The 23,118-nt window shown below is 65.0% G+C and carries 20 protein-coding genes; 7 read left to right on the top strand and 13 right to left on the bottom strand.

Features of this window, described 5'->3' with window-relative positions:
- Positions 1-3 precede the first annotated feature (3 nt).
- The 7 genes from K5H97_RS03965 to radA all read right to left on the bottom strand — a co-directional run bounded on the left by K5H97_RS03965 (position 4) and on the right by radA (position 9,852).
- On the bottom strand, positions 4-1,335 hold the full coding sequence (locus K5H97_RS03965; RefSeq protein ID WP_028691343.1) for an HlyD family type I secretion periplasmic adaptor subunit: 1,332 nt from the start codon (positions 1,333-1,335) through the stop codon (positions 4-6).
- Positions 1,336-1,339: 4 nt separating this feature from the next.
- The gene (locus tag K5H97_RS03960) at positions 1,340-3,106 is read right to left on the bottom strand and encodes a type I secretion system permease/ATPase (protein WP_028691342.1); all 1,767 of its coding nucleotides are present in this window, start codon (positions 3,104-3,106) and stop codon (positions 1,340-1,342) included.
- A gap of 169 nt (positions 3,107-3,275) precedes the next feature.
- Positions 3,276-3,893 (bottom strand): heme acquisition protein HasA, encoded by a 618-nt coding sequence (locus K5H97_RS03955; RefSeq protein WP_028691341.1) that lies wholly within the window; start codon positions 3,891-3,893, stop codon positions 3,276-3,278.
- 82 nt (positions 3,894-3,975) lie between these two features.
- Positions 3,976-6,645, bottom strand: coding sequence for a TonB-dependent receptor (locus K5H97_RS03950; RefSeq protein WP_241776341.1), 2,670 nt, complete (start codon positions 6,643-6,645; stop codon positions 3,976-3,978).
- A gap of 205 nt (positions 6,646-6,850) precedes the next feature.
- The gene (locus K5H97_RS03945) at positions 6,851-7,840 is read right to left on the bottom strand and encodes a FecR family protein (RefSeq protein WP_028691339.1); all 990 of its coding nucleotides are present in this window, start codon (positions 7,838-7,840) and stop codon (positions 6,851-6,853) included.
- 68 nt (positions 7,841-7,908) lie between these two features.
- Entirely contained in the window at positions 7,909-8,412 is a 504-nt protein-coding gene (locus K5H97_RS03940) for an RNA polymerase sigma factor (RefSeq protein WP_028691338.1), read from the bottom strand.
- Positions 8,413-8,484: 72 nt separating this feature from the next.
- Entirely contained in the window at positions 8,485-9,852 is a 1,368-nt protein-coding gene (radA, locus tag K5H97_RS03935) for a DNA repair protein RadA (RefSeq protein ID WP_028691337.1), read from the bottom strand.
- A gap of 177 nt (positions 9,853-10,029) precedes the next feature.
- On the opposite strand from radA, the gene mscL reads away from it, so the two are divergent.
- Positions 10,030-10,443, top strand: coding sequence for a large-conductance mechanosensitive channel protein MscL (gene mscL / locus K5H97_RS03930; protein WP_011535791.1), 414 nt, complete (start codon positions 10,030-10,032; stop codon positions 10,441-10,443).
- A 68-nt stretch (positions 10,444-10,511) separates the two neighbouring features.
- Here the strand turns inward: mscL and K5H97_RS03925 are convergent, their stop codons facing one another.
- The gene (locus K5H97_RS03925; protein WP_028691336.1) at positions 10,512-11,288 is read right to left on the bottom strand and encodes a ferredoxin--NADP reductase; all 777 of its coding nucleotides are present in this window, start codon (positions 11,286-11,288) and stop codon (positions 10,512-10,514) included.
- Between the two features lie 215 nt (positions 11,289-11,503).
- Between K5H97_RS03925 and K5H97_RS03920 the strand changes: the two genes are divergently transcribed.
- A complete protein-coding gene (locus K5H97_RS03920; protein ID WP_028691335.1) occupies positions 11,504-12,208 on the top strand; it encodes an autoinducer binding domain-containing protein in 705 nt (234 codons plus the stop codon).
- Positions 12,209-12,306: 98 nt separating this feature from the next.
- A complete protein-coding gene (locus tag K5H97_RS03915) occupies positions 12,307-13,431 on the top strand; it encodes a methyltransferase (protein WP_028691334.1) in 1,125 nt (374 codons plus the stop codon).
- A gap of 91 nt (positions 13,432-13,522) precedes the next feature.
- Here K5H97_RS03915 and K5H97_RS03910 read toward each other — a convergent pair whose 3' ends face one another.
- From K5H97_RS03910 to K5H97_RS03900, 3 genes are read right to left on the bottom strand one after another with little or no spacing between them, the layout of a single operon-like run.
- Positions 13,523-13,663 (bottom strand): DUF2474 domain-containing protein, encoded by a 141-nt coding sequence (locus K5H97_RS03910; protein ID WP_036986195.1) that lies wholly within the window; start codon positions 13,661-13,663, stop codon positions 13,523-13,525.
- A gap of 12 nt (positions 13,664-13,675) precedes the next feature.
- Positions 13,676-14,683, bottom strand: coding sequence for a cytochrome d ubiquinol oxidase subunit II (gene cydB / locus K5H97_RS03905; RefSeq protein WP_028691333.1), 1,008 nt, complete (start codon positions 14,681-14,683; stop codon positions 13,676-13,678).
- Position 14,684: 1 nt separating this feature from the next.
- Positions 14,685-16,121 (bottom strand): cytochrome ubiquinol oxidase subunit I, encoded by a 1,437-nt coding sequence (locus tag K5H97_RS03900; protein ID WP_028691332.1) that lies wholly within the window; start codon positions 16,119-16,121, stop codon positions 14,685-14,687.
- A gap of 343 nt (positions 16,122-16,464) precedes the next feature.
- Between K5H97_RS03900 and K5H97_RS03895 the strand changes: the two genes are divergently transcribed.
- The 3 genes from K5H97_RS03895 (at position 16,465) to trmA (ending at position 20,280) form a co-directional block, all read left to right on the top strand.
- Positions 16,465-17,685, top strand: coding sequence for an MFS transporter (locus tag K5H97_RS03895; RefSeq protein ID WP_028691331.1), 1,221 nt, complete (start codon positions 16,465-16,467; stop codon positions 17,683-17,685).
- A 217-nt stretch (positions 17,686-17,902) separates the two neighbouring features.
- Positions 17,903-19,198 (top strand): NCS2 family permease, encoded by a 1,296-nt coding sequence (locus K5H97_RS03890; protein ID WP_028691330.1) that lies wholly within the window; start codon positions 17,903-17,905, stop codon positions 19,196-19,198.
- Positions 19,195-20,280 (top strand): tRNA (uridine(54)-C5)-methyltransferase TrmA, encoded by a 1,086-nt coding sequence (trmA, locus tag K5H97_RS03885; protein WP_028691329.1) that lies wholly within the window; start codon positions 19,195-19,197, stop codon positions 20,278-20,280. The genes K5H97_RS03890 and trmA overlap by 4 nt, the downstream gene beginning before the upstream one ends.
- Before the next feature lie 147 nt (positions 20,281-20,427).
- On the opposite strand, the gene pcaG is transcribed toward trmA, so the two are convergent.
- Both pcaG and pcaH read right to left on the bottom strand, forming a co-directional pair.
- The gene (pcaG, locus tag K5H97_RS03880; RefSeq protein WP_028691328.1) at positions 20,428-21,033 is read right to left on the bottom strand and encodes a protocatechuate 3,4-dioxygenase subunit alpha; all 606 of its coding nucleotides are present in this window, start codon (positions 21,031-21,033) and stop codon (positions 20,428-20,430) included.
- An 11-nt stretch (positions 21,034-21,044) separates the two neighbouring features.
- Entirely contained in the window at positions 21,045-21,764 is a 720-nt protein-coding gene (pcaH, locus tag K5H97_RS03875; RefSeq protein ID WP_028691327.1) for a protocatechuate 3,4-dioxygenase subunit beta, read from the bottom strand.
- Positions 21,765-21,963: 199 nt separating this feature from the next.
- Here pcaH and ypfJ point away from each other — a divergent pair, with 199 nt between their 5' ends.
- Entirely contained in the window at positions 21,964-22,845 is an 882-nt protein-coding gene (gene ypfJ, locus K5H97_RS03870; RefSeq protein WP_028691326.1) for a KPN_02809 family neutral zinc metallopeptidase, read from the top strand.
- Positions 22,846-23,118 lie beyond the last annotated feature (273 nt).

Genomic DNA, 23,118 nt, shown 5'->3' with positions numbered 1-23,118 from the left:
CCCTTATTCCTCGGTCAGCGCGACATGCACCCGGTCGGCCAGTGGCTTGAACAGGTAGTTGAGCAGCGAGCGCTCGCCAGTCCGCACGAAGGCCTCCACCGGCATGCCCGGGCGGATATCCAGGCCGGCCAGTTGGCCGAGGCCCTGGTCGCTGACCTTGATGCGCACCTGGTAGTAGGGCTGCTGGGTCTTTTCGTCGATCAGGCGATCGGCCGAGACCAATGTCACCTCGCCATCCACTCGTGGCGTGGTGCTCTGGTTGAAGGCGACGAACATCAGCTCCACCGGCAACCCGGGGCGCAGGCGGTCGATCATGTCCACCGAGGCACGGGCTTCGACCAGCAGCGGCGCATCGCGCGGCACGATCTCCATCAGTTGCTGGCCGCGGGCGATGACGCCACCGTCGGTGAACACGCTCAGGCCCACCACGGTGCCGGCCACGGGGGCCCGCACCTGGGTATGGGCCAGCTCGAACTCGGCGCTGCGCAGGCGGTTGTCCAGGTCCTCTGCGCTGGCCTGCAGCTCGGTGAGCTGCTGGCGCACTTCGTTCTGGTACTCCTGCTGGCGCTGGCCGATGCGCAGCTTGAGCTCCAGGACCTGACGCCGGGTGCGGCCGATGCTGCCGAAGTCCTCGGCAATCGAGCCGTTGACCTGGGCCAGCAGGCGCTCACTGTCGAGCAGGCGATTACGGGCGATGTAGCCATCCCGAGCCAGTTCGCGCAGGCCGCGCAACTGTTCGTCCAGCGCGTCACGCTGGGCCTGTTTGCTGGCCAGCGAGCCTTGCAGGCCCTGCAGCGAGGCTTCGGCGCCAGCGATGCTCTCGCGCAGGCCGCCAAGCTCCATCTCCAGCGCCTGGGCGCGGCTGCTGCGCAGTTGCCGCTGGCTCTCCAGCACCGTGGCCACCCAGGCACTGGCGGCCTGGTCACGCAGGCCTTGGGGGAAGTCGATCGAAGCCCTGCCATCGCGCTCGGCCAGCAGGCGCGCCTCGGCTGCGCGGGCGTTGACGTACTGTACCCGTAGCGAACCGACCTGGGCCTGGGCCTGGGTCGGATCCATGCGCAGCACGACCTGGCCGGCGCTCACCGTGTCGCCGTCACGCACCAGCAACTGCTCGATCACCCCGCCCGTGGGGTGCTGCACGGCCTGTCGGCTACCGGCGACCATCACGCTGCCGCTGACCGGCACGCCTTTGTCCAGCGGCGCCAGCGCGGCCCACAGGAGGAAACCGCCGAAACCTGCCAGCACCAGCCAGCGGCCCACCCGGCCCGGGCGGTGTTCGTCGAGGCTGAGCAGGCTCGCCTCGGTCTTTTGCGTGGAGAGGGCGTGTACGCTCATGGTGTCAGGCTCTTGGCTGGCCGAAGGTGACGCTCAGGCCGATGGGGTTGCGTGTGGAGGATGGCGCGACGGGGGCGGGCGCCGGCCGAGCGGCCCGCTGTGCGTCCTGCAGCACCCGGGCGGTGGGGCCGAAGGCCTGCAACTGGCCGCCCTTGAGCATCAGCAGGTTGTCCAGGCCGGCCAACAGCGAGGACTTGTGGGTGATCAGGATCAACGTGCGCTTGTGCTCGCGCAGCCTGGCAATGGCCTCGACCAACGCCTGCTCCCCGGCCTCATCGAGATTGGAATTGGGCTCGTCGAGCACGATCAGCGCCGGCAGCCCATACAGCGCCCGCGCCAGGCCGATGCGCTGGCGCTGACCGCCGGACAGGCCCAGCCCGCCCTCCCCCAACAGCGTGTCATAGCCGCCCGGCAGCTTGAGGATCATGTCGTGCACACCCGCCAGCTGCGCCGCGGCCACCACTTGCTGGGCATCCACCGCGCCGAGCCGGGCGATGTTATCGGCGATGCTGCCGGCGAACAGCTGCACATCCTGGGGCAGGTAGCCGATATGCTGCCCCAGCGCGCCACGGTCCCAGACCCTCAGGTCCGCGCCATCCAGGCGGACCTTGCCGCTCGCCGGAACAACGGCGCCGACCAGCAGCCGCGCCAGGGTCGACTTGCCCGAGCCGGACGGGCCGATGATTCCCAGTGACTCGCCCGCCGGCAGTTCGAAGCCCAGGTTGTTCAGGCACAGACGGCTGCTGCCCGGCAGCGTCGCGCCCACCTGCTCGACCGCAAGCTTGCCGAGCGGCGTCGGCAACGGCATGCCCGCCGGGCGCGGCGGCTGGGCCTGCAGCAGCGCATTCAGGCGGTGGTAGGCCAGGCGCGCACCACTCCATTGGCGCCAGGCGCCGATCAACTGGTCGATCGGTGCCAGCACCCGGGCCATGAGAATGGAACCGGCGATCATCATTCCTGGCGTGATCAATTGCTCGATGGCCAGCCAGGCGCCCAAGCCGAGTACCAGCGACTGCAGAGCCAGGCGCACGGTCTTGGTCAGCGCGGTGACTGCCGCGGTGCGCTCGCTGCCCAGGTTCTGCCGGGCCAGGAAGCCGTGGTGCAGGCGCGCCCAGCGCTGGCGCACCGCCGCCAGCATGCCCATGGCCTCGATCACCTCGGCATTGCGCAGGTTGGCGCTGGCCTCCAGGCCGGCCTGCTGCGACAGCTGGCCGGCCTCGGCGAACGGCGCCTGGGTCAAACGTTCGTTGACCCAGGCCAGCAGCGTCAGCAGCACCGCCCCCAGCAGCGCCATCAGGCCGAGCCATGGGCTGAACAGAAACATCACCAGCAGGTACACCGGGAACCACGGCGCGTCGAAAAATGCGAACAGGGCCTGGCCGGTGGCGAACTGGCGCAGCGCGGTCAGGTCGGCAAGCATCTGCCCCGCCGCGCCCCGGTGCCCGGCCAGGCTGGCCTCGTAGGCGGCCTCGAACACGCGTGGGTTGAGGTTCATGTCCATGCGCGTGCCCAGGCGGATCACCACCTGGCTGCGCAGCCACTCCAGCAGACCCATGAAGGCGAACACCCCAAGCACCATGAGGCTGAGCATCAGCAAGGTCATCTCGTTGCGCGACGACAGGACCCGGTCGTAGACCTGCAGCATGTACAGCGCCGGGGCCAGCATCAGCACGTTGATCACCGCGGTGAACAGCGCAACGTTGCCAAGCCCGGCACGGCAGGCCCTGAGCGCCCGCAGCACTTCGTTGGCCGCGGTGGGAGCGGTTCGCATTGGTTGGAAACCTCGTAGAAGGCGCCGACCGGCGATTGCATTCGCCCTGTCGTCGCCACAGAATTCGCACCGCCGCAGCCTGGGCCCGGCAAAGACACGGGCTGCGGGGTAAGTGCATCAGATCAGCGAATGGCGGGGTAACCTTCCATTCGCTTTTTCATGCCTGTGCTCAGGCCGCCAGGGCCAGGTCCTCGGGCAGCGCCTGCACGCCGACCGCTTCGGCGGCAGCGGCGTGAGCCGGGCCGGCGGCCAGGGCCGCACCAATCTCGGCGAACGTGTTGTTGGTGGAGACGCCATAACCGGCCAGCAGGTTGTCCAGCACGCCTTCCAGGGCCGAGGTGTTGCCCTGCATCAGGCCGTAGATCACACCCTGTACTTCGTTGCCGGCACGCCCGGCGCCCTGCGCGGCATCCAGGTCCAGGCCGTTGAAGCTGACCACGTAGTTGGCCAGGCTGAAGTCGCTGCCGCTGCCGCCACCGAGCACTTCGCCCAGGGAGACGTTGTCCAGCGAGCCCCACAGGTAGTGGTTGAGGTTGTCGCCCGGGGCCTTGGACGGGTCGAACACATAGTGCAGACCGTTGGCGCTGTCGCTGTCGGCGATGAAGGCGTAGTCCGAGTTGTTGCGACCGTGGGTGGCGTACTGGTCGCCATCGAAGGTGCCGTTGCTGAAGCCACCGGTGTTGCTGTAGCCATGGCCGGCGGTGACGAAGCCGGCACTCCAGAAGGCCAGGTAGTCGTCGACGGTCGAGCTGGCGAAGGCGGCGTCGTAGTTAACGGAAAGGGTCATGACGGTTCCTCGTTGTTGCACAGTGATGACGAAGGCGCGTTCCGTGCCTTCGCGTCGCCCGGAATGGGCAAACCCGGTTGGTTCAGAAGCGGTACTCGAGCATGCCGCTCAAGGTACGGCCGCGGGCCAGCGACAGGTTGTTGCCGTCGCCCATGGCCACGAAGTAGGCCTCGTCGGTGGCGTTCTCCAACGACAGGGCCAGGTTCAGGCTGGGGGTCATCCAGTAGCTGGCGTAGAGGTCGTAGACCGTGTACTGCGGCCACTGGGCCTGGTCGATCTGGTTGTAGGTATGGCTTTTGAGGTTCTCGCCGTTGCCTTCGCTGTAGCGCACCCGCATGCCCACATCCAGGGTGCGCTCGAGCAGGCGCATGCCCAGGGTCAGGGCGCCACGGTCGGCGGGCATGTACGAGGCGTTGCCCATGATGTCGCCGCAGCTGACGATGTTGTTGGTGTCGCTGGCGCCCTCGGCGCGTGAGACCCGCACCGGCAACATGATGATGCGGCTGCCCACCCGCACCGGGCGCATGACGGTGCCAGCGCTGACCAGGCGCTGTGCGCCCCCCATGTAGAACTGGTTGGAACAGAACTCGTTGCTGCCGATCATGTGGGTGTAGCTGAGCTGGCCGTAGTAGGCGCCGGCGTCGTAGTCCAGGCTGTACTCCACCCCACGAAAGCGCGTGGTTTCCAGGTTGTTCTGGTAGGCCGAACGGCCCAGGGCGATACCCGCCACGCTGCTGCCGGGCAGCGAGACGTTGGTGTCGAGGAACGAGAAGTTGTCGATGCGTGTGTCGAAGTAGGCGACCTTGGCGCCGAAGCGATCCCCGTCGCGCAGCAGCGACTCCTTGAAGACGTTCAGCCCCAGCTCCCAGTTGTGCGACTCCTCGGCCTTGAGGAACGGGTTGGGGTAGACCATCTCGGCACTGCCGCCGGCATGCGGGCGGCCGCTCATGAACACTTCGGTCACCGCTGGCGGCCGCCAGCCACGGCCCCAGCGGGTGTAGACCTGCAGCCAGTCCGGTCCGGGCTTGAGCGCGATGCCGAAGGTCGGCGAAAAGCGCCCCTCCTCGGTGTCCTCGTCAAAGATCATGTGGGTCTGCTGGCGGGTAAGGCCGACCTCGGTGACGCCTTCGGGGTACATCCAGGTGGTGACCCCGGTCTTGCCGCTCAGACGATAACGGTCGTAGCGCAGCCCGGCATCCAGGGTGAGCCAGTCGTCATGCTCATAGGTGAGCTTGCCGAACAGGCTGGCCATCACCCGCTTGCCCTTGGGATTGGCACCCTGCACGTAGGGTAGCGACTCCACCTCGTTTACCGCGGCGATGCGCTCGGTGCTGGGGCGGAAGCTGTCCTGGAACAGCTCGGTGCCGTAGTTGAAACTCAGGGTGTCAGCCTGTCCCAGGTGCCAGCGCGAGGTGTTCTGCAGCTGCAGGCCCCAGGTGTCGGTCTGGAAGCGGTCGGTGTAGGCCTCGACGCGGTTGCCGGTGGCGGCGCTGGACAGGTTGTCGGCGTTCCAGCGGTCCTGGCGGGTGGTCACGTAGTACAGCTTGACCTTGAAGTCGATCAGGTCGTTGTCCGGGGTGAAGCTGTAGTCCAGTGCGGCATTCTTCGCATTGATGTCGTTGGTGCCGGTGACCCGGTAGTAATAGCGGTTGGCATTGCTGTCGTTGTAGGTCCAGGCGTCCTTGCTGTCGGTGTCGGTCTCGATGTAGCTGAACTGCAGGCGCTGGTCGTCGGCGAGGTTGAGGCCGAGCTTGAACAGCTGCGAACGGGTCACGCTGTCCATCGCCCCCACTTCGCCGTGCAGCCAGCTCTTCCAAGCCTCGCGGTTCTCCAGCTTGCCGCGGATCTGCGTGCCCAGGTTGTCGGCGTTCTGCGTACCGCTGCGGTAGTTGCCGAAATGCCGCTCGCTGTGGCCAAGCAGGATATCGCCGGCTTCATTGCCGACGGCGAACAGCGCACTGCCATTGAAGTAGGTGCCGTTGCCCAGCTCGCCGATACCGTGGCCGGCGCGCAGGCGCCCCCCCAGTTCCTTGCCCGGACCGAGCAAGTCGCGGGCATCGACGGTGTTGAAGCTGGCGATGCCGCCGATCACCCCGGCACCGCCCATGCCGGCCGAGGTGCCCTTGTCGATCTCGACACCCTGGATGAACTCCGGGTCGATGAACATCACGCCGTTGCGCTGCTGGTGGCCGTTGACGTTGAAGTTCTGGCGCATGCCGTCGATGTTCATGTTGACCCGACCATAGTCCTGCACGCCGCGGATGTTCACCGACAGTCCGGGGTCACGCTGGTTGACGGCGGTGTACACGCCCGCGGTCTGTTCGAGCAGGTCGGCGGCATGACGAGGGGCGCGCTGCTCAATCTGCTCACGGGTAATGACACTCACCGATCGCGGGGCCTGGTACACCCAATCGCCATCACGCTGCGAATCGATATGGGTCGCGCCCAGCTCAAGGGCCTCGCCGTCCTGGACGAGACGCTCCAGGCCGACCTGGCCGGCGGCGCTGAAGTGGTAACGCACCGGCGTGCCGCGCAGCAGCTGGCGCAGGCCCTCTTCGGCCGGGTAGCTGCCGTGCAGCCCTTCGCTGCGCAGACCGGCCAGCTTGCGGCTGTCGAAGAACACCTGCACACCGGACTGCTCGGCATAGGCCAGTACGGCGCTGTCGAGCGACTGGGCCGGAATATCGAAACGAACCAGGTTGCGGCTGGCGGTGCTTGGCGAATCGGCGGCGTGTGCCTGGCCGATCCCCATCGGCAATGCACAGCTGCCCAGGACCAGGCTGCCGGCCAGGGCGAGGCGGCCCAGAGGGCGCAGGGGTTGTAGTCGTGGCGTGCTCACTGCGATTGCTCGTCCGTGGTTGATGTTTTCTAGTAATGAAAATCAATCTCAACAGTCAGACGCGCGATGCAGAAGAAGTCAGTAAATAAAATTGAAAGTTTTTTTGCCGAAGCCGGGTTCAGTAGAGCACGGCCACACCTGGAAGCTCGATCAGCCGGGCCTTGAGCTCTTCACCGAGCACCACCGGGGCGGTGCCTAGCTGGTCGAGGCGGAATACGCCGCTGACCTCACGCCGAGCCAATGCGTCACTGGCGACCACTAGCTGACCTGCGCGGTAGCGATTGAGCCGGGCGACCACCTCGGCGAGCGGCTGGCGTTCGAACACCAGCACCCCGCGCTGCCAGTCCGTGGCCCGCCGCAGGTCGTGACCCGGCCAGGGCCGCACCCCCTTGCGCTGGTCATAGCGCAGACTGTCGCCCTGCTCCAGCACCTGGCCGGCCTGCCCTTGCAACGGCGGCGCCTGCAGCTCGACCGCAACACTGTGCTCCAGCATGCCGACCCAGCCCCCTTCGCCCGCAGCGCCAACCACGAAGCGAGTGCCGAGGGCGCGGCTGGTAGCCCCGGCGTATTCGACCACGAACGGGCGTGCGTCCTGGGCCGTGACCGGTGCGGCAGTGAAGATGGCTTCACCGGCCAGCAGACGCACGCGCCGTTCCCGCTCATCGAAGGCAAGTTGGAGGGCGCTGCGGCTGTCCAGTTCCACCTGACTGCCATCGGGCAGGGTCACCCGGCGCACTTCGCCGATCCCCGTGAGGTAGTCCGCGCGCCAGCCCAGCCATGCCTGCGGCCCCTGTTGCACGGCCAGTACTGCCAGCAACAACGCCGCCGCGCTGGCAACAGCCCGGCGCAACCGAGGTCGCCGTCGCCGCATCGGGCTGCCCTGGAGGGGAGTCGTGGGGCGAGCGCTCGAGACGGCGGGCAAGCGTGCCAATTGCCCAAGGTCAGCCCAGGTGGCCTGGGCAAACCCATAGGCACGGGCGTGCCGGGGATCGCTGGCGCACCACTGGTCCAAGGCGTGCTGCTGCGCCGGGCTCAGGGGACCGGCCTGCTGCAGCACCACCCACTCGGCGGCCTGCTCGCGGATGGCTTGCTCGTTCTGGCTGCTCACACGGTTCTCTCGCGATCTGGTTATGTCTGGGCTGACGTCTGAAGCGGCATTTGTCAGTAAACCGTTGGTCATTCGGTTTCCTGCAGGCACTGCATCACATAGGCCAGGGCCTTGGCCAGATGCTTTTGCACCGAGCTGTCGGAGATCCCCAGGTGCCGGGCGACCTCGGCGTGGGTCATGCCCTCCAGGCGGTTCAGGCGAAAGATTTCCCGGGTGCGCTCGGGCAGCTCACCGAGGATCGCCTGCAGGCGGCGCAGGTGCTGTTCGCGCACGGCCTGCTCCTCAAGCCCAGGGGTGTCCTCGACGATCGCCTCGAAGGCCTCGTGGGGCACCGTGTCAGTCTTGCGTCGCTGCTGCTGGCGCACGTGATCGATCATCAGGTTGTGCGCCGTGCGGTACAGGTAGGCCTGGGCGTTTTCGATGGGCTCGTGACGCTGCTGCTCGGCCAGGCGCAGGAAGCTGTCCTGCACCAGGTCGGCCGCCAACTGCGGGTCGCGCACCTTGCGCGAGAGCAGGCCCTGAAGGTTTTTCGCGTGCTTTGTGAACAGCCGCTTGAGGTCGAACTCCGCCACACGCTCTCCATGGGGTGGTCGCAAGGTGGCGGTATGCTACTGGTTATTGAGAATCACTTGCAAGAAACGGCATCACTCGAAGAGTGCATCCAGCGCCTGTTCCAGACGGGTCACGGCAATCACCTGCAAACCGGCGGGTGCCTCCTTTGGCGCGTTGCCCTTGGGCACGATGGCGCGCTTGAAGCCATGCTTGGCCGCCTCCTTCAGGCGCTCCTGGCCACTGGGCACCGGCCGCACCTCGCCCGACAGGCCGATCTCGCCGAATACCAGCAAGCCATGGGCCAGCGGACGGTTGCGCAAGCTCGACATCACCGCGGCCAGCAACGCCAGGTCGGAGGCGGTTTCCAGCACTTTCACACCACCGACGACGTTGAGGAATACATCCTGGTCATGGGTGGGGATGCCGCCGTGCCGGTGCAGCACCGCCAGCAGCATGGCCAGGCGGTTCTGGTCCAGACCCAGGGTCACCCGGCGCGGGTTGGCCAGGTGACTGTCGTCGACCAGCGCCTGGACCTCCACCAGCATCGGCCGGGTCCCCTCCCAGGTGGCCATGACCACGCTGCCGGGTACTTCTTCCTGGGTGCGGTTGAGGAAGATCGCCGAGGGGTTGGAGACTTCCTTGAGGCCGCGGTCGGTCATGCCGAACACGCCCAGTTCGTTAACCGCGCCGAAGCGGTTCTTCACTGCCCGCAGCAGGCGCAGGCGACCATCGGACTCCCCCTCGAAATACAGCACGGTATCAACCATGTGCTCAAGCACCCGGGGCCCGGCCAGCGAGCCTTCCTTGGTGACGTGGCCGACCAGGAAGATCGCCGTGCCGCTCTGCTTCGCGTAACGCACCAGCAACGCCGTACTCTCGCGCACCTGGGCGACGCCGCCCGGGGCCGACTGCAACTGCTCGGTGAAGATGGTCTGGATCGAGTCGATGACCATCACCCGCGGCTTTTCCTGGCGCGCGGTGGCGATGATGGTCTCGATGCAGGTTTCGGTCATGACCTTGAGCTGGTCCTGGGGCAGGCCCAGGCGCCGGGAGCGCATGGCCACTTGCTGCTGCGACTCCTCGCCGGTGACATACAGCGCCGGCATCTGCGTGGCGATGTTGCACAGGGTCTGCAGGAGGATGGTGGACTTGCCGATCCCCGGATCACCGCCGATCAACACCACCGATCCGTCCACCAGGCCACCGCCGAGCACGCGGTCGAGTTCGGTGCTGCTGGTGGTGAAGCGCGGAATCTCCTCGACACTGACTTCGGCCAGGGTCTTGATCTGTGCCTGCTGCCCGGTCCAGCCGGCCCGCCCGCTCGGCGCCGCGGCGCCGCCGCTTTCGATCATGGTCTCGACCAGGGTGTTCCAGGCACCGCAGTCACCGCACTGGCCGGCCCATTTGGGGAAGGTCGCGCCGCACTCTGTGCAGCCATACAAGCGCTTGGCCTTGGCCATGGGCGGGTCTCCTGGGAAAAACCGCCATGATAGCCGAACACGGACGTGTCCCGGAGGCAGCGGCAGGCGACAAAACTATTCGCTCTAAACACAGTCTGTAGCTGCGAACGTCACGCATGAAGCGTTTTAGTGGCTTACACTGCGGTTACCTCTCCATTCGTAACAAAGGAATACAGCATGGGCATGCTCAGTGAATTCAAGGCCTTCGCGGTCAAGGGAAATGTCGTCGACATGGCGGTAGGTATCATCATCGGCGCGGCGTTCGGCAAGATCGTCTCTTCCTTTGTCGGCGACGTGATCATGCCCCCCATCGGCCTGCTGATCGGCGGGGTGGACTTCAGCGACCTGGCCATCACGCTCAAGGCCGCCGAAGGCGATGTGCCCGCAGTGGTGCTGGCTTATGGCAAATTCATCCAGACCATTCTCGACTTCATCATCGTCGCCTTCGCCATCTTCATGGGCGTGAAGGTGATCAACCGCCTCAAGCGCGAAGAAGCCGTGGCCCCGACCGCACCGCCGGTGCCAAGCGCCGAGGAAACCCTGCTGACCGAGATTCGCGACCTGCTCAAGGCGCAGAACCGACAGCCCTGAAGCACAAAACGACTGGGGCCGCTTCGCGGCGGCCCCAGTGACGACGATCCTTAAGGCGCCGTTGATTCTTACCAGTAGTTCTCCACCGCCACCTGCCCCGGTCGCTTGCTCAGGCTCAGCTGCAGGTCGCGCGCCTTGAGCACCTTGCGTGTCTCGTCGATCATTTCCGGGTTGCCGCACAGCATGACCCGCGAATGCTCCGGCGACAGCGCCAGCCCCGCCGCCTTTTCCAGCTCACCGTTCTCGATCAGCGTGGTGATCCGCGCATTCAACGCGCCCGGGTGTTGCTCTCGGGTCACCACCGGGATGAACTGCAGCTTGCCCGCAAACTCCGCCAGGTAGTCGCGCTGCTCCAGCGCGGCGATCTCGTCCACATACGCCAGCTCCTTCGCCTCGCGCACCGAGTACACCAGCTTGATGTTGTCGAAGCGCTCCCAGGCCTCGAAGTCCTGCAGGATCGACATGAACGGCGCAATGCCGGTGCCGGTGGCCAGCAACCACAGGTCGCGCCCCCCAACGAAACGGTCGAGGGTCAGGTAGCCGAAGGCCTGACGGTCGATCAGCAAGGTATCGCCTTCACCCAGGCGGCTCAGTTCGCTGGTGAATTCACCGCCCGGCACCACGATGGAGAAGAAGTCGAGGAACTCGTCATGGGGCGCACTGACCATGGAATAGGCACGCCAGGCCACGCTGCCATCGGGCTTGCTCACCCCGAGGCGGGCGAACTGGCCGGCGCGGAAACGGAATCCGGCATCGCGAGTGACACGCAGGGAAAACAGGTTGGGCGTCAGGGGCTGGACGTCGAGCAGAGTCTGGCGGGTGAATTTGTCGGCGCTGGCGGTCATGACGGGCTCCATGGATCAGATGCGCACAGTTTCGCGCAAAGTGCCCCAGATAAACACCGTCGGTTTGTAAGGTATCGCTTATGAGTGATCGCAATCAGCTAAAAAAGCGTAACAGCTATAGCAAAAAAAACCAGCGCAGACTTAGGAGATTTCCTACACTTCGTTCCGTGAAATGCCGATATTGGATCCAGCGCCAAGCGACGGGAGCTTCATCGATGCCACATTGGAAAAGCGAGCAGCTCCAGCAACTGCTGGATGAACAAGAACCGAAGGAGCTGTTCGGTCAAGCGGTGAAACTGGCCCAAGCGCTCAACATGGAGTTCGTTGGTTTGGCACTGCACCTGCATGTGGCAGCCCGTGGCCCACAGGTGATCCTCTACAACAACTATCCCGGTGCCTGGAATGAGCGTTACCAAGCTGAAGACTTAATCAAGATAGACCCAACAGTATCAAAATGCCACCATACAACACTGCCACTGGTCTGGAACGACGATCTCTACTGTGAGGTGCCACAACTGCGCGAAGCCGCCACCGCGCTTGGCATGACCCATGGCTGGAGTCAGTCGGTACATGACCAGCAGCACAACGAGAGTCAGTTGAGTGTCTCCAGGCCCCTGGGGGTAGTCACCCGCGAGGAACTCTTCGCGAAGAGTGCCCAGGTAATGTGGCTGTGCAACACCTTGCACGCCGTGCTCAGCACACATCATCTGCAGAAGTTCAGCCCGGTGCCGCAACTGAGCGAACGCGAACTCGAAGTGCTCAAGTGGTCCGCAGCGGGCAAGACCGCCGCCGACGTGGCGATGATCCTCTCGCTGTCGACCAGTACCGTGAATTTCCATATCCGCAGCGTGATCACCAAGACCAACGCCTCCAACAAGGCCGGCGCCATCGCCATCGCCGCCCTGCGCGGCCTGCTCTGACAGCCCGTCCCCCACCCAGGCGCAAAGCCCTGTAGAATCACCCGCCGCAAGCCCGGCGCGCAGCGCGCCGGGCAGGATTCGCAGCAGAGCCCCACGTCATGCCCCTGTTCAACAGCCCCTTCGCCGACCTCGACCTGATCCGCCAGCCGGCCCAGGCCAATGACCCGCTGCTGGCCTTCGACGCCGCCGACCAGTACCTGCTGGAACACCTGGCCGCCCAAGTGCCACAGGCGAGCTGCAGGGTGCTGGTGCTCAACGACAGCTTCGGCGCCCTTGCCGCGAGCCTCGCGGGGCATGTGCAGGTGACCAGCAGCGGCGACTCGCACCTGGCGTACCTGGCCCTGGAGAAAAATCTGGCGGGTAACGGCAGGCCGTTCGACAGCGTGCCTTTCATCCCCGCCAGCGAGACCTTCCCTGGCCCGTTCGACCGCGTGCTGGTGCGCGTGCCCAAGACCCTGGCACTGCTCGAGGAACAGCTGATCCGCCTGCAGGGCCAACTGGCGCCCGGCGCCCAGGTGATCGCCGGGGCCATGATCAAGCACCTGCCCCGCGCCGCCGGCGACCTGATGGAAAAGTACATCGGCCCGGTCCAGGCCTCGCTAGCGCAGAAGAAGGCGCGTCTGCTGATTGCCAGCGTCGGCGAACGTCCGACCGCACGCTCGCCCTACCCCAGCCGCTACCGCCTGGACAGCCCGGCCCTTGAGTTGGTCAACCACGCCAATGTGTTCTGCCGCGAAGGCCTGGACATCGGCACCCGCGCCTTCCTGCCGCACCTGCCACGCGACCTGGGCCGTGCCCGGATCGCCGACCTGGGCTGCGGCAATGGCGTGCTGGCGATCGCCTGCGCCCTGGCCAACCCGGATGCGCAATTCACCCTGGTCGACGAGTCGTACATGGCGGTGCAGTCGGCGCGGGAGAACTGGCAGGCGGCGCTGGGCGAGCGCGAGGTCACGATCAGGGCCGCGGATGGCCTGGCCGGCCAGGAGAAACAATCGCTGGACGTGGTGCTGTGCAACCCGCCGTTCCACCAGCAGCAGGTGGTGGGCGACTTTCTCGCCTGGCGCATGTTCCAGCAGGCCCGGGAGGCGCTGGAAGTCGGTGGGGCGCTGTACATCGTCGGCAACCGCCACCTGGGCTATCACAGCAAGCTGGCGCGGTTGTTCCGAGGGGTCGAGCAGGTGGCGGCGACACCGAAGTTCGTGGTGCTCAAGGCCCGGAAATAAACATCCAGTAGAAAACGAGAAAAGCCCGCTCCTACTGGTCCTGTAGGAGCGGGCTTGCCCCGCGACCGGGCTGCAACGCAGCCCTCGCAACCTAGTGGGTACTAAGGCCGGCAGCACTCATGAACATGCGCATGCCATAAGCCACCACCCCAAGCGCCGCCACGCTCAGCCCCCAGATCAGCACCAGCCAACCCAGGCGTTGCCAGAGCGGCTTTTTTTCTTCGACGTTCATCACGATGCGCTCCTAGTGATAGCCATCTTCATGGGTCACCTTGCCGCGGAACACGTAGTAGCTCCAGTAGGTGTAACCAAGAATGAACGGCAGGATGAACAGCGTGCCCACCAGCATGAAGCCCTGGCTCTGCGGTGGCGCCGCAGCGTCCCAAATGCTGATGGACGGCGGGATGATGTTCGGCCACAGGCTGATGCCCAGTCCGCTGTAGCCCAGGAAGATCAGCACCAGGGTCAACAGGAACGGCGTGTAGTGGGCATCGCGTGCCACCGCCCGCAGCAGGCCGTAGAACGTCACCAGCACCAGGATCGGCACGGGCATGAACCAGACCAGGTTGGGCATGCTGAACCAGCGCTCGGCGATCTGCGGGTAAGCGATCGGCGTCCACAGGCTGACCACACCGATGACCGCCAGCAGCACCAGCGCCAGTGGCCGAGCGATGTCATGCATCTGCTTCTGCAATGGCCCTTCGGTCTTCATGATCAGCCAGGTGCAGCCCAGCAGAGAGTAGGCGACGATCAGGCCCAGTCCACTGAACAGCGTGAACGGCGTCAGCCAGTCCAGGGTGCCGCCGACGAACTTGCGGTCGACCACCTTGAAGCCCTCGATGAACGCGCCCAGGGCCACGCCCTGGAAGAAGGTCGCCACCAGCGAACCCCAGATGAACGCCTTGTCCCAGATGTGGCGTTTGTTGGCCCGGGCCTTGAAGCGGAACTCAAAGGCCACGCCCCGGAAGATCAGCCCCACCAGCATCAGGATCAACGGCAGGTACAGTGCTTCGAGCACTACTGAGTAGGCCAGCGGGAAAGCGCCGAACAGTGCCGCGCCGCCCAGCACCAGCCAAGTCTCGTTGCCGTCCCATACCGGGGCGACGGTGTTCATCATCACATCGCGGTCATGCTCGTCCTTGACGAAGGGGAAGAGCATGCCGATGCCCAGGTCGAAACCATCCATCACCACGTACATCATGACGCCGAAGATGATGATCACGGCCCAGATCAGCGGAAGATCGATACCCATCTCAGTTCCCCTTGCTCAGGCTGGCGGAGTCGGCCTCATGGCCGTCATCGGCGGCGGACAGCGGCCGCGCTGGCGTGCGTTTCTGGCCAGGGCCTCCGGGGGGCTGCGTGTCGCCCTCGCCGGTGTGCGGACCTTTGCGCACCAGACGCATCATGTAGCCGAGCCCGGTGCCGAACAGGGCGAAATAGACCACAACGAACATCACCAGGGTGAAGCCGAGTTGCGCATAACTGTGGTTGGACACGCCGTCGGCGGTACGCATCAGGCCGTAGACAACCCAGGGCTGACGACCGACCTCGGTGGTGAACCAGCCGGCGAGGATGGCGATCAAGCCAGACGGGCCCATCCACAAGGTCAGGTAGAGGAACGGACGCGAGCTGTACAGCGTGCCGCGCTTGCGCAGCCAGAGGCTCCACAGGCCAACGAAGATCATCAGCATGCCCAGACCGACCATGACCCGGAACGACCAGAACACGATGGTCGAGTTGGGCCGGTCCTCGGGCGGGAAATCCTTCATCGCCGGGACCTGCTTGTCCAGGCTGTGGGTGAGGATCAAGCTGCCAAGCGCCGGGATCTCGATCTTGAAGCGGGTGGTCTCGGCCTGCATGTCGGGAATGCCGAACAGGATCAGCGGGGTCGGCTCGCCGGGCTTGTTCTCCCAGTGGCCTTCGATGGCGGCGATCTTCACCGGCTGGTGCTTGAGGGTGTTCAAGCCATGGAAGTCACCGATCACCGCCTGCACCGGCGCGACGATCAGCGCCATCCACATGGCCATCGACAGCATCTTGCGCACCGCCGGGTTGTCGCGCCCGCGCAGCAGGTGCCAGGCCGCCGAGGCGCCGACGAAGAACGCGGTGGCGACGAAGGCCGCGGTGGCCATGTGCATCAGCCGGTAGGGGAACGACGGATTGAAGATCACCGCGAACCAGTCCACCGGGATCACCTGGCCGTTGACGATCTCGTAGCCCTGGGGCGTCTGCATCCAGCTGTTGGAAGCGAGGATCCAGAACGTCGACACCAGCGTGCCGAGCGCCACCATGCACGTGGCGAAGAAGTGCAGGCCACGCCCGACACGGTTCCAGCCGAACAGCATGACCCCCAGGAAACCGGCCTCGAGGAAGAAGGCGGTCAAGACCTCGTAGGTGAGCAAGGGACCGGTGATGGAGCCGGCAAAGTCGGAGAACTGGCTCCAGTTGGTGCCGAACTGATAGGCCATGACCAATCCCGAGACCACGCCCATGCCGAAGTTGACGGCGAAGATCTTCGACCAGAAGTGGTAGAGGTCACGGTAGGTGTTGTCGCCGGTCTTAAGCCAAAGGCCTTCGAGGACCGCCAGGTAGCTCGCCAGGCCAATGGTGATGGCCGGGAACAGGATGTGAAAGGACACGGTAAAGGCAAACTGGATTCGGGCGAGCTCTAAGGCTTCCAATCCGAACATGGTGCTTCCTCTTCAGGTAATCCGGCGACCGGGCTCATGGCCTGTCGCCCACTGCCCCCACGGGTATCGAGTGCGGCGCGTTGGAATTGTTCTGTTCGATCGCGGGGATTCCGGCCCAAGGGCCAAGATCGTTGCATCTGGAACGATTGATCCAGATCAACGACTGAATGGAAGCATAGTCCCGAATGACCCATCCGGATGTGTGGTTGATTGCCGCGTGACCGGTTGCCTCACCCTCTTTCTTCGTAGGTGAAACGTTGATCCACGCCGCTTTCAGCAACCATTTGTTACAAACAGATGTTACGCTGCAGCCCCCTCTATTTCCGAGGTCGCAGGCCTAGCGATGTCCGATTCCGCCCCGCAACTGCTGCGCCATCACCGCCCCTTCCTCGCCTTCTGGCTGGCCCGCGTATTCACCGCCAGCGGCTTCCAGATGCTCACCGTGGCCATCGGCTGGCACCTCTACCAGCTCACCGGCAATGTGCTCGACCTGGGCCTGGTCGGGCTGGTCGAGTTCGCCCCGCGGGTACTGTTCATGCTGCACACCGGGCATGTCGCCGATCGCTATGACCGACGCAAGGTCGCCGCCCTGTGCCAGACCCTGCAGGCGCTGATCGCCCTGGCGCTGGCCGTGGGCAGCTTTACCGACAACGTCAGCCGTGAACTGATCTTCGTCCTGGCCTTCCTGCTGGGTGCCGCCCGCTCGTTCGAGATGCCGGCGACCCAGGCGCTATTGCCCAACGTGGTGCCGCCCGGACTGTTCCCCCGCGCGGTGGCGGCCTCGGCCTCGGCGACCCAGGCGGCGACCATCGTCGCCCCGGCGGTGGGCGGCCTGCTCTACGCCCTCGGCAGTACCTGGGTGTACGGTCCGACCGTAGCCCTCTATCTCATTGCCTGCCTTTTGACGCTGAGCCTCGATGCCCGTCGGCAGCAGCCGCAGCCAGGCAGGGCCAACCTCGACTCGCTGCTGGCCGGGATCCGCTTCATCCGCAGTCGTCCGGATATCCTCGGCGCGATCTCGCTGGACCTGTTCGCCGTGCTGCTCGGCGGCGCCACCGCGCTGCTGCCGGTGTTCGCCAAGGACATCCTGCTCACCGGCGCCTGGGGCCTGGGCCTGTTGCGCTCAGCGCCCGCCGTCGGGGCATTGCTGATGTCGCTGTGGCTGGCGCGCTTCCCGGTGGAACGCAAGGTGGGTCTGACCATGTTCACCGCAGTGGGCATATTTGGCGTGGCGACCATCGCCTTCGGCCTCTCGACCTCGTTCTGGTTCTCATTGGCGGTGCTAGTGGTGCTGGGCGCGGCAGACATGATCAGCATGGTCATCCGCAGCGCATTCGTGCAGTTGGAGACGCCGGACGAGATGCGTGGCCGGGTGAGCGCGGTGAACGGATTGTTCATCGGTGCCTCGAACCAGCTCGGCGAGTTCGAGTCGGGCGTTACCGCGCACTGGTTCGGCACAGTGCCGGCGGTGGTGCTCGGTGGCGTGGGCACGCTGGTGGTGACCGGGGTGTGGATGAAGCTGTTCCCGACGTTGACTCACCGCGACCGGATGCATAACGGCTGATCGGTTGCCTGTGCCGGTCTATTCGCGGGCTTGCCCGCGAAAGGGCCGACACAAGCTACAGAAAGCCCTCTCCCCAATGGCCATAGGCCCCCGCCATCCTTGCTGGTATGATGCGCGGCTTTTTTCCGCCCCACACAAAACCACGGTATCCGGTACGGTCTGTGCTTTGCTGTTGGGGTCGATACATTCACGGCGCGAGGGCGCCCGGGGAGCAGGCATGCTGGAAAGGCTGTTTCAACTAAAAGCACACGACACCAATGTGCGCACCGAGATTCTCGCGGGCGTCACCACCTTCCTGGCCATGGCCTACATTCTGTTCGTCAACCCGAGCATCCTCGGCGAGACCGGCATGGACAAGGGCGCGGTGTTCGTCGCCACGTGCCTTGCCGCGGCCATCGGCTCGGTGACCATGGGCATCATCGCCAACTACCCGATCGCCCTGGCGCCGGGCATGGGCCTGAACGCCTTCTTCACCTACACCGTGGTCCTGCACATGGGCCACACCTGGCAGGTGGCGTTGGGGGCTGTATTCCTCTCGGCAGTGCTGTTCTTCCTGCTGTCGATCTTCCGCATCCGCGAGTGGATCGTGAACAGCATCCCGCTGCCGCTGCGCTCGGCCATCGCCGCGGGCATCGGCCTTTTCCTGGCGCTGATCGCCCTGCATAACGCAGGTATCGTCGTCGATAACCCAGCAACCCTGGTGGGCCTGGGCGATCTCAGCAAACCGGCACCGATCCTCGCCACCCTGGGCTTCTTCCTGATTGTCGCCCTCGAGTCGCTGAAGGTACGCGGCGCGGTGCTGATCGGCATCCTGGCCGTGACCGTAGCCTCGATCGTGATGGGGGTCACCCCGTTCGGCGGCGTGGTCTCGATGCCGCCGTCGCTGGCCCCGACCTTCCTGCAGCTGGACATCGCCGGCGCCCTCGACGTTGGCCTGATCAGCGTGATCTTCGCCTTCCTGTTCGTCGACCTGTTCGACAACTCCGGCACCCTGATCGGTGTGGCCAAGCGCGCCGGCCTGATGGGCAAGGACGGCCACATGCCGAAGATGGGCCGCGCCCTGATCGCCGACAGTACCGCCGCCATGGCCGGGTCCCTGCTGGGTACCTCGACCACCACCAGCTACATCGAGTCGGCGGCGGGCGTGAGCGCGGGCGGGCGCACCGGCCTGACCGCCATCGTGGTCGCCGTGCTGTTCCTGCTGGCGCTGTTCTTCGCCCCGCTGGCCGGCAGCGTGCCGGCCTTCGCCACCGCGCCGGCCCTGCTGTTCGTCGCCGTACTGATGGCCTCGGGCCTGGCCGAGATCAACTGGGACGACGTCACCGAAGCCGCGCCGGTGGTGGTGACCGCCCTGGCCATGCCACTGACCTACTCGATCGCCAACGGCATCGCCTTCGGCTTCATCGCCTGGACCGCCATCAAGCTGATCTCCGGCCGTCACCGCGACTTGAACCCGGCGTTGGTAATCCTGTCGATCCTGTTCGTCATCAAGCTGGGCTGGTTCCCCGCATGAGTGCTGTCCTGGATCCTTCACAATACGACGCGCAACTGGCGGCCAAGGCCGCCCGCCTGCGCGAGCTGCTGGCCCCGTTCGGCGCGCCGGAGCCGGCGCTGTTCGACTCACCGCGCGAGCACTATCGCCTGCGCGCCGAATTCCGCCTGTGGCGCGAGGGCGGTCAACGTCACTACGCGATGTTCGCCCCGGGCGAGAAACACAAGGCAATCCTGATCAACGATTTTCCCATCGCCAGCGAGCGCATCAATGAACTGATGCCACGTCTGAAGGCCGCCTGGCAGGGCAACGAGGCACTCGACAATCGCCTGTTCCAGGTCGAGTTCCTCACCACCCTGGCCGGTGACGCGATGGTCACCCTGTGCTATCACCGCCCTCTGGACGAAGCCTGGGAGGCTGCCGCGCAGCAACTGGCCAGTGACCTGAACGTCAGCGTGATCGGCCGCTCCAAGGGCAAGCGCGTGGTGATCGGCCGCGACTACGCCGTGGAAAAACTCGACATCGCCGGACGCACCTTCAGTTATCGTCAGCCCGAAGGCGCCTTCACCCAGCCCAACGGCGCGGTGAACCAAAAGATGCTCGGCTGGGCCTTCGAGGCCATGGGCGAGCGCCAGGACGACCTGCTGGAGCTGTACTGCGGCAACGGCAACTTCACCCTGCCGCTGGCGACCCGCGCGCGCCAGGTACTGGCCACCGAGATCAGCAAGACCTCGGTCAACGCCGCCCTGCATAACCTCGACGAGAACGGCGTGGATAACGTGCGCCTGGTGCGCCTGTCGGCCGAGGAGCTGACCCAGGCGCTGAACGAGGTCCGCCCGTTCCGCCGCCTGGAAGGCATCGACCTGAAAAGCTACGACTTCGGCACCGTGTTCGTCGACCCGCCGCGCGCCGGCATGGACCCGGACACCTGCGAGCTGACCCGTCGCTTCGAGCGCATCCTGTACATCTCGTGCAACCCGGAAACCCTGGCGCAGAACATCGCCCAGCTGCACGATACCCACCGTATCGAGCGCTGCGCGCTGTTCGACCAGTTCCCGTATACCCATCACATGGAAAGCGGCGTCCTGCTGGTTAGGCGCTGACCTTCAGATCGCCGGGGCTGGTTTGCAGCCCATCCGACCGGTCCGACGCCTCGGCAAGGCCGCTCAGGAGTACGCGATTCCCTGGAGCGGCCTTGCCGAGGCGTCGGACCGGTCGGATGGGCCGCAAAGCGGCCCCTGAAGCTTCAGTCAGAAATCGAAGAACACCGTCTCCCCTTCCCCCTGGATACGGATATCGAAACGATACGCCGTCTTCCCCTCTACCTCGCAACGCCTGGCGATCAGCGTCTCGCGCCGCTGCGGCTGCTCGATCAGGTTGAGCACCGGGCACCGGGCGTTCGCCTCACCCTCGTCATCGAAGTACAACCGTGTATGCAGGTGGATGTTGATCCCCCGGGCAAACAGGCTGATGTTGATGTGCGGCGCCATCGGCACGCCCGCGGCATTGTTCACCACACCCGGCTTGACCGTATGCAGGGTCCATTCGCCGGCATCGAAGGTGGTCGCGGTGCGGCCGAAGCTGTTGAAGGCGTTCTCGTGGTTGAACTCATCCTGGTAGCGGCCATCGGCATCAGCCTGCCAGACCTCCAGGAAAGAGTCGCGCACCAGGTGGCCGTTGCCGTCGTATACCTGGCCGAGCAACAGGATTTGTTCGCCCGGCGCCTCGGGGGTGGCCAGGCGGTTCCAGATTTCCTGGTCGCGGGTCGGGTTGCCTGCGGCTTCCAGGGCCAGGCCGATGTGCACATAGGGGCCGGCGGTCTGCGAAGGGGTTTCCGGCAGCAGTTCGATAGGCATCACGGGCCTCCTCAGCGGTTTTCGAAGTGGGTCTGGCGCTGGCCGCGCAGGACAATGTCGAAGCGGTAGGCCAGGCAATCCATGGGGTTGGCGTGGCTCATGTCGAGCCTGGCGATCAGCCGCTGGACCGCGTCGGGGTTGGCGATCGACTTGACGATCGGGCACAGCGGAATCAGCGGATCGCCCTCGAAGTACAACTGGGTGATCAGCTTGGTCGCGATCGACGGTCCGCTGATGGAGAAGTGGATATGTGCCGGGCGCCAGTCGTTGGGGCCGTTGCGCCATGGGTATGGACCGGGCTTGATGGTACGAAAGCTGTAGTAGCCGTCGCGGTCGGTCAGGCAACGGCCGACACCGCCGAAGTTCGGGTCCAGCGGCGCCAGGTAGCGGTCGTTCTTGTGCCGGTAGCGACCGCCGGCGTTGGCCTGCCACATCTCCACCAAGGTGTTGGCCACCGGCTTGCCGTACTGGTCGACAACGCGGCCGGCGACGATGATGCGCTCGCCGATCGGCAAGCCGCCGTGGTTGAAGTTGAGCAGCAAGTCATGGTCGTGTTCGCCGAAACGCAGATGGGAAAAGTCCGGGCCGGTACTTTCGCTGATCGACTGTGGGATGCTGACCAGCGCCTGGCGCGGCGAGCGCGCCACCGAGGTCTTGTAGTCGGGGGTGAAGGCCTTGGGGTGCCAGTTGCGATCACGGATCACGAAGCGGCTGGTGTCCTGGGCGGGCATGCCGGTTTCCTCTCTTGGAATTGTCGAACGCCTGGGCGTGGCAGGCGGAGTTGCAGTTTCCAGCAGGCCAATCGGGATGAATATTGAATTCAGCAGTCTTAGCCATAACCATTTGGTTATGCACAAGCGACCAAGGCGACGCCGAGGGCAGCGCTGAACTAATCTTTGATTTCTTGTTTCACGAACCGGAGAGCACTACATGGAATGGCGAAAAGGCCGACGCAGCGACAACGTGGTCGATGCCCGCGGCGAAGGGGGCGGCGGCATGCGCTTCGGCGGCGGCAAGGGCCTGGGGCTCGGCGCCATCCTGTTGATCGTCGGCATCGGCTGGCTCACCGGGCAGGACCCGTTGCAGATCCTCGGCCAGCTGGCCGGACAGATGGAGCAGCAGCAGACCGCCCCGGCCAACGTTGGCAGCAAGGCACCGCCGGCCAACGACGAGCAGGCCGAGTTCGTCGCCTCGATCCTCGGCGACACCGAGGACACCTGGAAGGCGCTGTTCGCCCAGGCCGGCAAGCAGTACCGCGATCCCAAGCTGGTGCTGTTCAGTGGCCAGGTCAATTCCGCCTGCGGTTTCGCCTCATCGGCGGTCGGGCCGTTCTACTGCCCGGCCGACCAGCGCGTGTACCTGGACATGACCTTCTTCCGCGAAATGGAAACCCGCTTCAAGGCAGCCGGGGATTTCGCCCAGGCCTACGTGATCGCCCACGAAATCGGCCATCACGTGCAGACCCTGCTCGGGGTCTCGGCCAAGGTCGACGCCGCACGCCGCAACGGCCAGCGCATGGAAGGCGACAACGGCCTGCTGGTGCGCCAGGAACTGCAAGCCGACTGCCTGGCCGGGGTCTGGGCCTACCAGGCACAGAAACGCCTGAACTGGCTGGAGCCGGGGGATGTGGAAGAGGCACTGAACGCCGCCAATGCCATCGGTGACGATCGCCTGCAGCAGCAGGGGCAGGGACGGGTGGTGCCCGACTCCTTCACCCATGGTACCTCGCAACAGCGCGTGCGATGGTTCAAGGCCGGTTTTTCCAGTGGCGACGTAAATCAGTGCGATACCTTCAGCGCACGTAGCCTTTGATAGCCCCATCAGAACAGTGCACGCCCGTCGGTGTGCACTGGGTCTGCACCCGCAATTGACCACATCAAAAAACAAACGTATTCAACAAGTTATAAATTTGCTGAAAAAGCGTTTCAGCTTCTCGACGCTTTGCCGATAAGTCCTACACAAATCTGCGGGCTAACTGACAACAACAACGCCCAGCTTTTGAGATCAAGTGAGCGAAATCATTTTCTGGGAGAGCGTGCATGAACAGTTGGTTCGCTAATATCAGCGTCAACCTCAAACTCGGCC

Source organism: Pseudomonas mosselii, assembly GCF_019823065.1.
Lineage (GTDB): Bacteria > Pseudomonadota > Gammaproteobacteria > Pseudomonadales > Pseudomonadaceae > Aquipseudomonas > Aquipseudomonas mosselii.
The sequence above is the reverse complement of the archived record's forward strand: the minus strand, read 5'-3'. Positions and strand labels throughout refer to the sequence as shown.

What these genes read in the sequence shown, in the direction of transcription:
- pcaG (WP_028691328.1), bottom strand. Translation starts at nt 21,033, where the DNA reads ATGCCTATCGAACTGCTGCCGGAAACCCCTTCGCAGACCGCCGGCCCC.
- K5H97_RS03915 (WP_028691334.1), top strand. Translation starts at nt 12,307, where the DNA reads ATGCCCCTGTTCAACAGCCCCTTCGCCGACCTCGACCTGATCCGCCAG.
- K5H97_RS03910 (WP_036986195.1), bottom strand. Translation starts at nt 13,663, where the DNA reads ATGAACGTCGAAGAAAAAAAGCCGCTCTGGCAACGCCTGGGTTGGCTG.
- K5H97_RS03920 (WP_028691335.1), top strand. Translation starts at nt 11,504, where the DNA reads ATGCCACATTGGAAAAGCGAGCAGCTCCAGCAACTGCTGGATGAACAA.
- pcaH (WP_028691327.1), bottom strand. Translation starts at nt 21,764, where the DNA reads ATGCCCGCCCAGGACACCAGCCGCTTCGTGATCCGTGATCGCAACTGG.
- K5H97_RS03955 (WP_028691341.1), bottom strand. Translation starts at nt 3,893, where the DNA reads ATGACCCTTTCCGTTAACTACGACGCCGCCTTCGCCAGCTCGACCGTC.
- mscL (WP_011535791.1), top strand. Translation starts at nt 10,030, where the DNA reads ATGGGCATGCTCAGTGAATTCAAGGCCTTCGCGGTCAAGGGAAATGTC.
- K5H97_RS03925 (WP_028691336.1), bottom strand. Translation starts at nt 11,288, where the DNA reads ATGACCGCCAGCGCCGACAAATTCACCCGCCAGACTCTGCTCGACGTC.
- cydB (WP_028691333.1), bottom strand. Translation starts at nt 14,683, where the DNA reads ATGGGTATCGATCTTCCGCTGATCTGGGCCGTGATCATCATCTTCGGC.
- ypfJ (WP_028691326.1), top strand. Translation starts at nt 21,964, where the DNA reads ATGGAATGGCGAAAAGGCCGACGCAGCGACAACGTGGTCGATGCCCGC.
- radA (WP_028691337.1), bottom strand. Translation starts at nt 9,852, where the DNA reads ATGGCCAAGGCCAAGCGCTTGTATGGCTGCACAGAGTGCGGCGCGACC.
- K5H97_RS03890 (WP_028691330.1), top strand. Translation starts at nt 17,903, where the DNA reads ATGCTGGAAAGGCTGTTTCAACTAAAAGCACACGACACCAATGTGCGC.
- K5H97_RS03895 (WP_028691331.1), top strand. Translation starts at nt 16,465, where the DNA reads ATGTCCGATTCCGCCCCGCAACTGCTGCGCCATCACCGCCCCTTCCTC.
- K5H97_RS03950 (WP_241776341.1), bottom strand. Translation starts at nt 6,645, where the DNA reads ATGGGGATCGGCCAGGCACACGCCGCCGATTCGCCAAGCACCGCCAGC.
- K5H97_RS03900 (WP_028691332.1), bottom strand. Translation starts at nt 16,121, where the DNA reads ATGTTCGGATTGGAAGCCTTAGAGCTCGCCCGAATCCAGTTTGCCTTT.
- K5H97_RS03965 (WP_028691343.1), bottom strand. Translation starts at nt 1,335, where the DNA reads ATGAGCGTACACGCCCTCTCCACGCAAAAGACCGAGGCGAGCCTGCTC.
- trmA (WP_028691329.1), top strand. Translation starts at nt 19,195, where the DNA reads ATGAGTGCTGTCCTGGATCCTTCACAATACGACGCGCAACTGGCGGCC.
- K5H97_RS03960 (WP_028691342.1), bottom strand. Translation starts at nt 3,106, where the DNA reads ATGCGAACCGCTCCCACCGCGGCCAACGAAGTGCTGCGGGCGCTCAGG.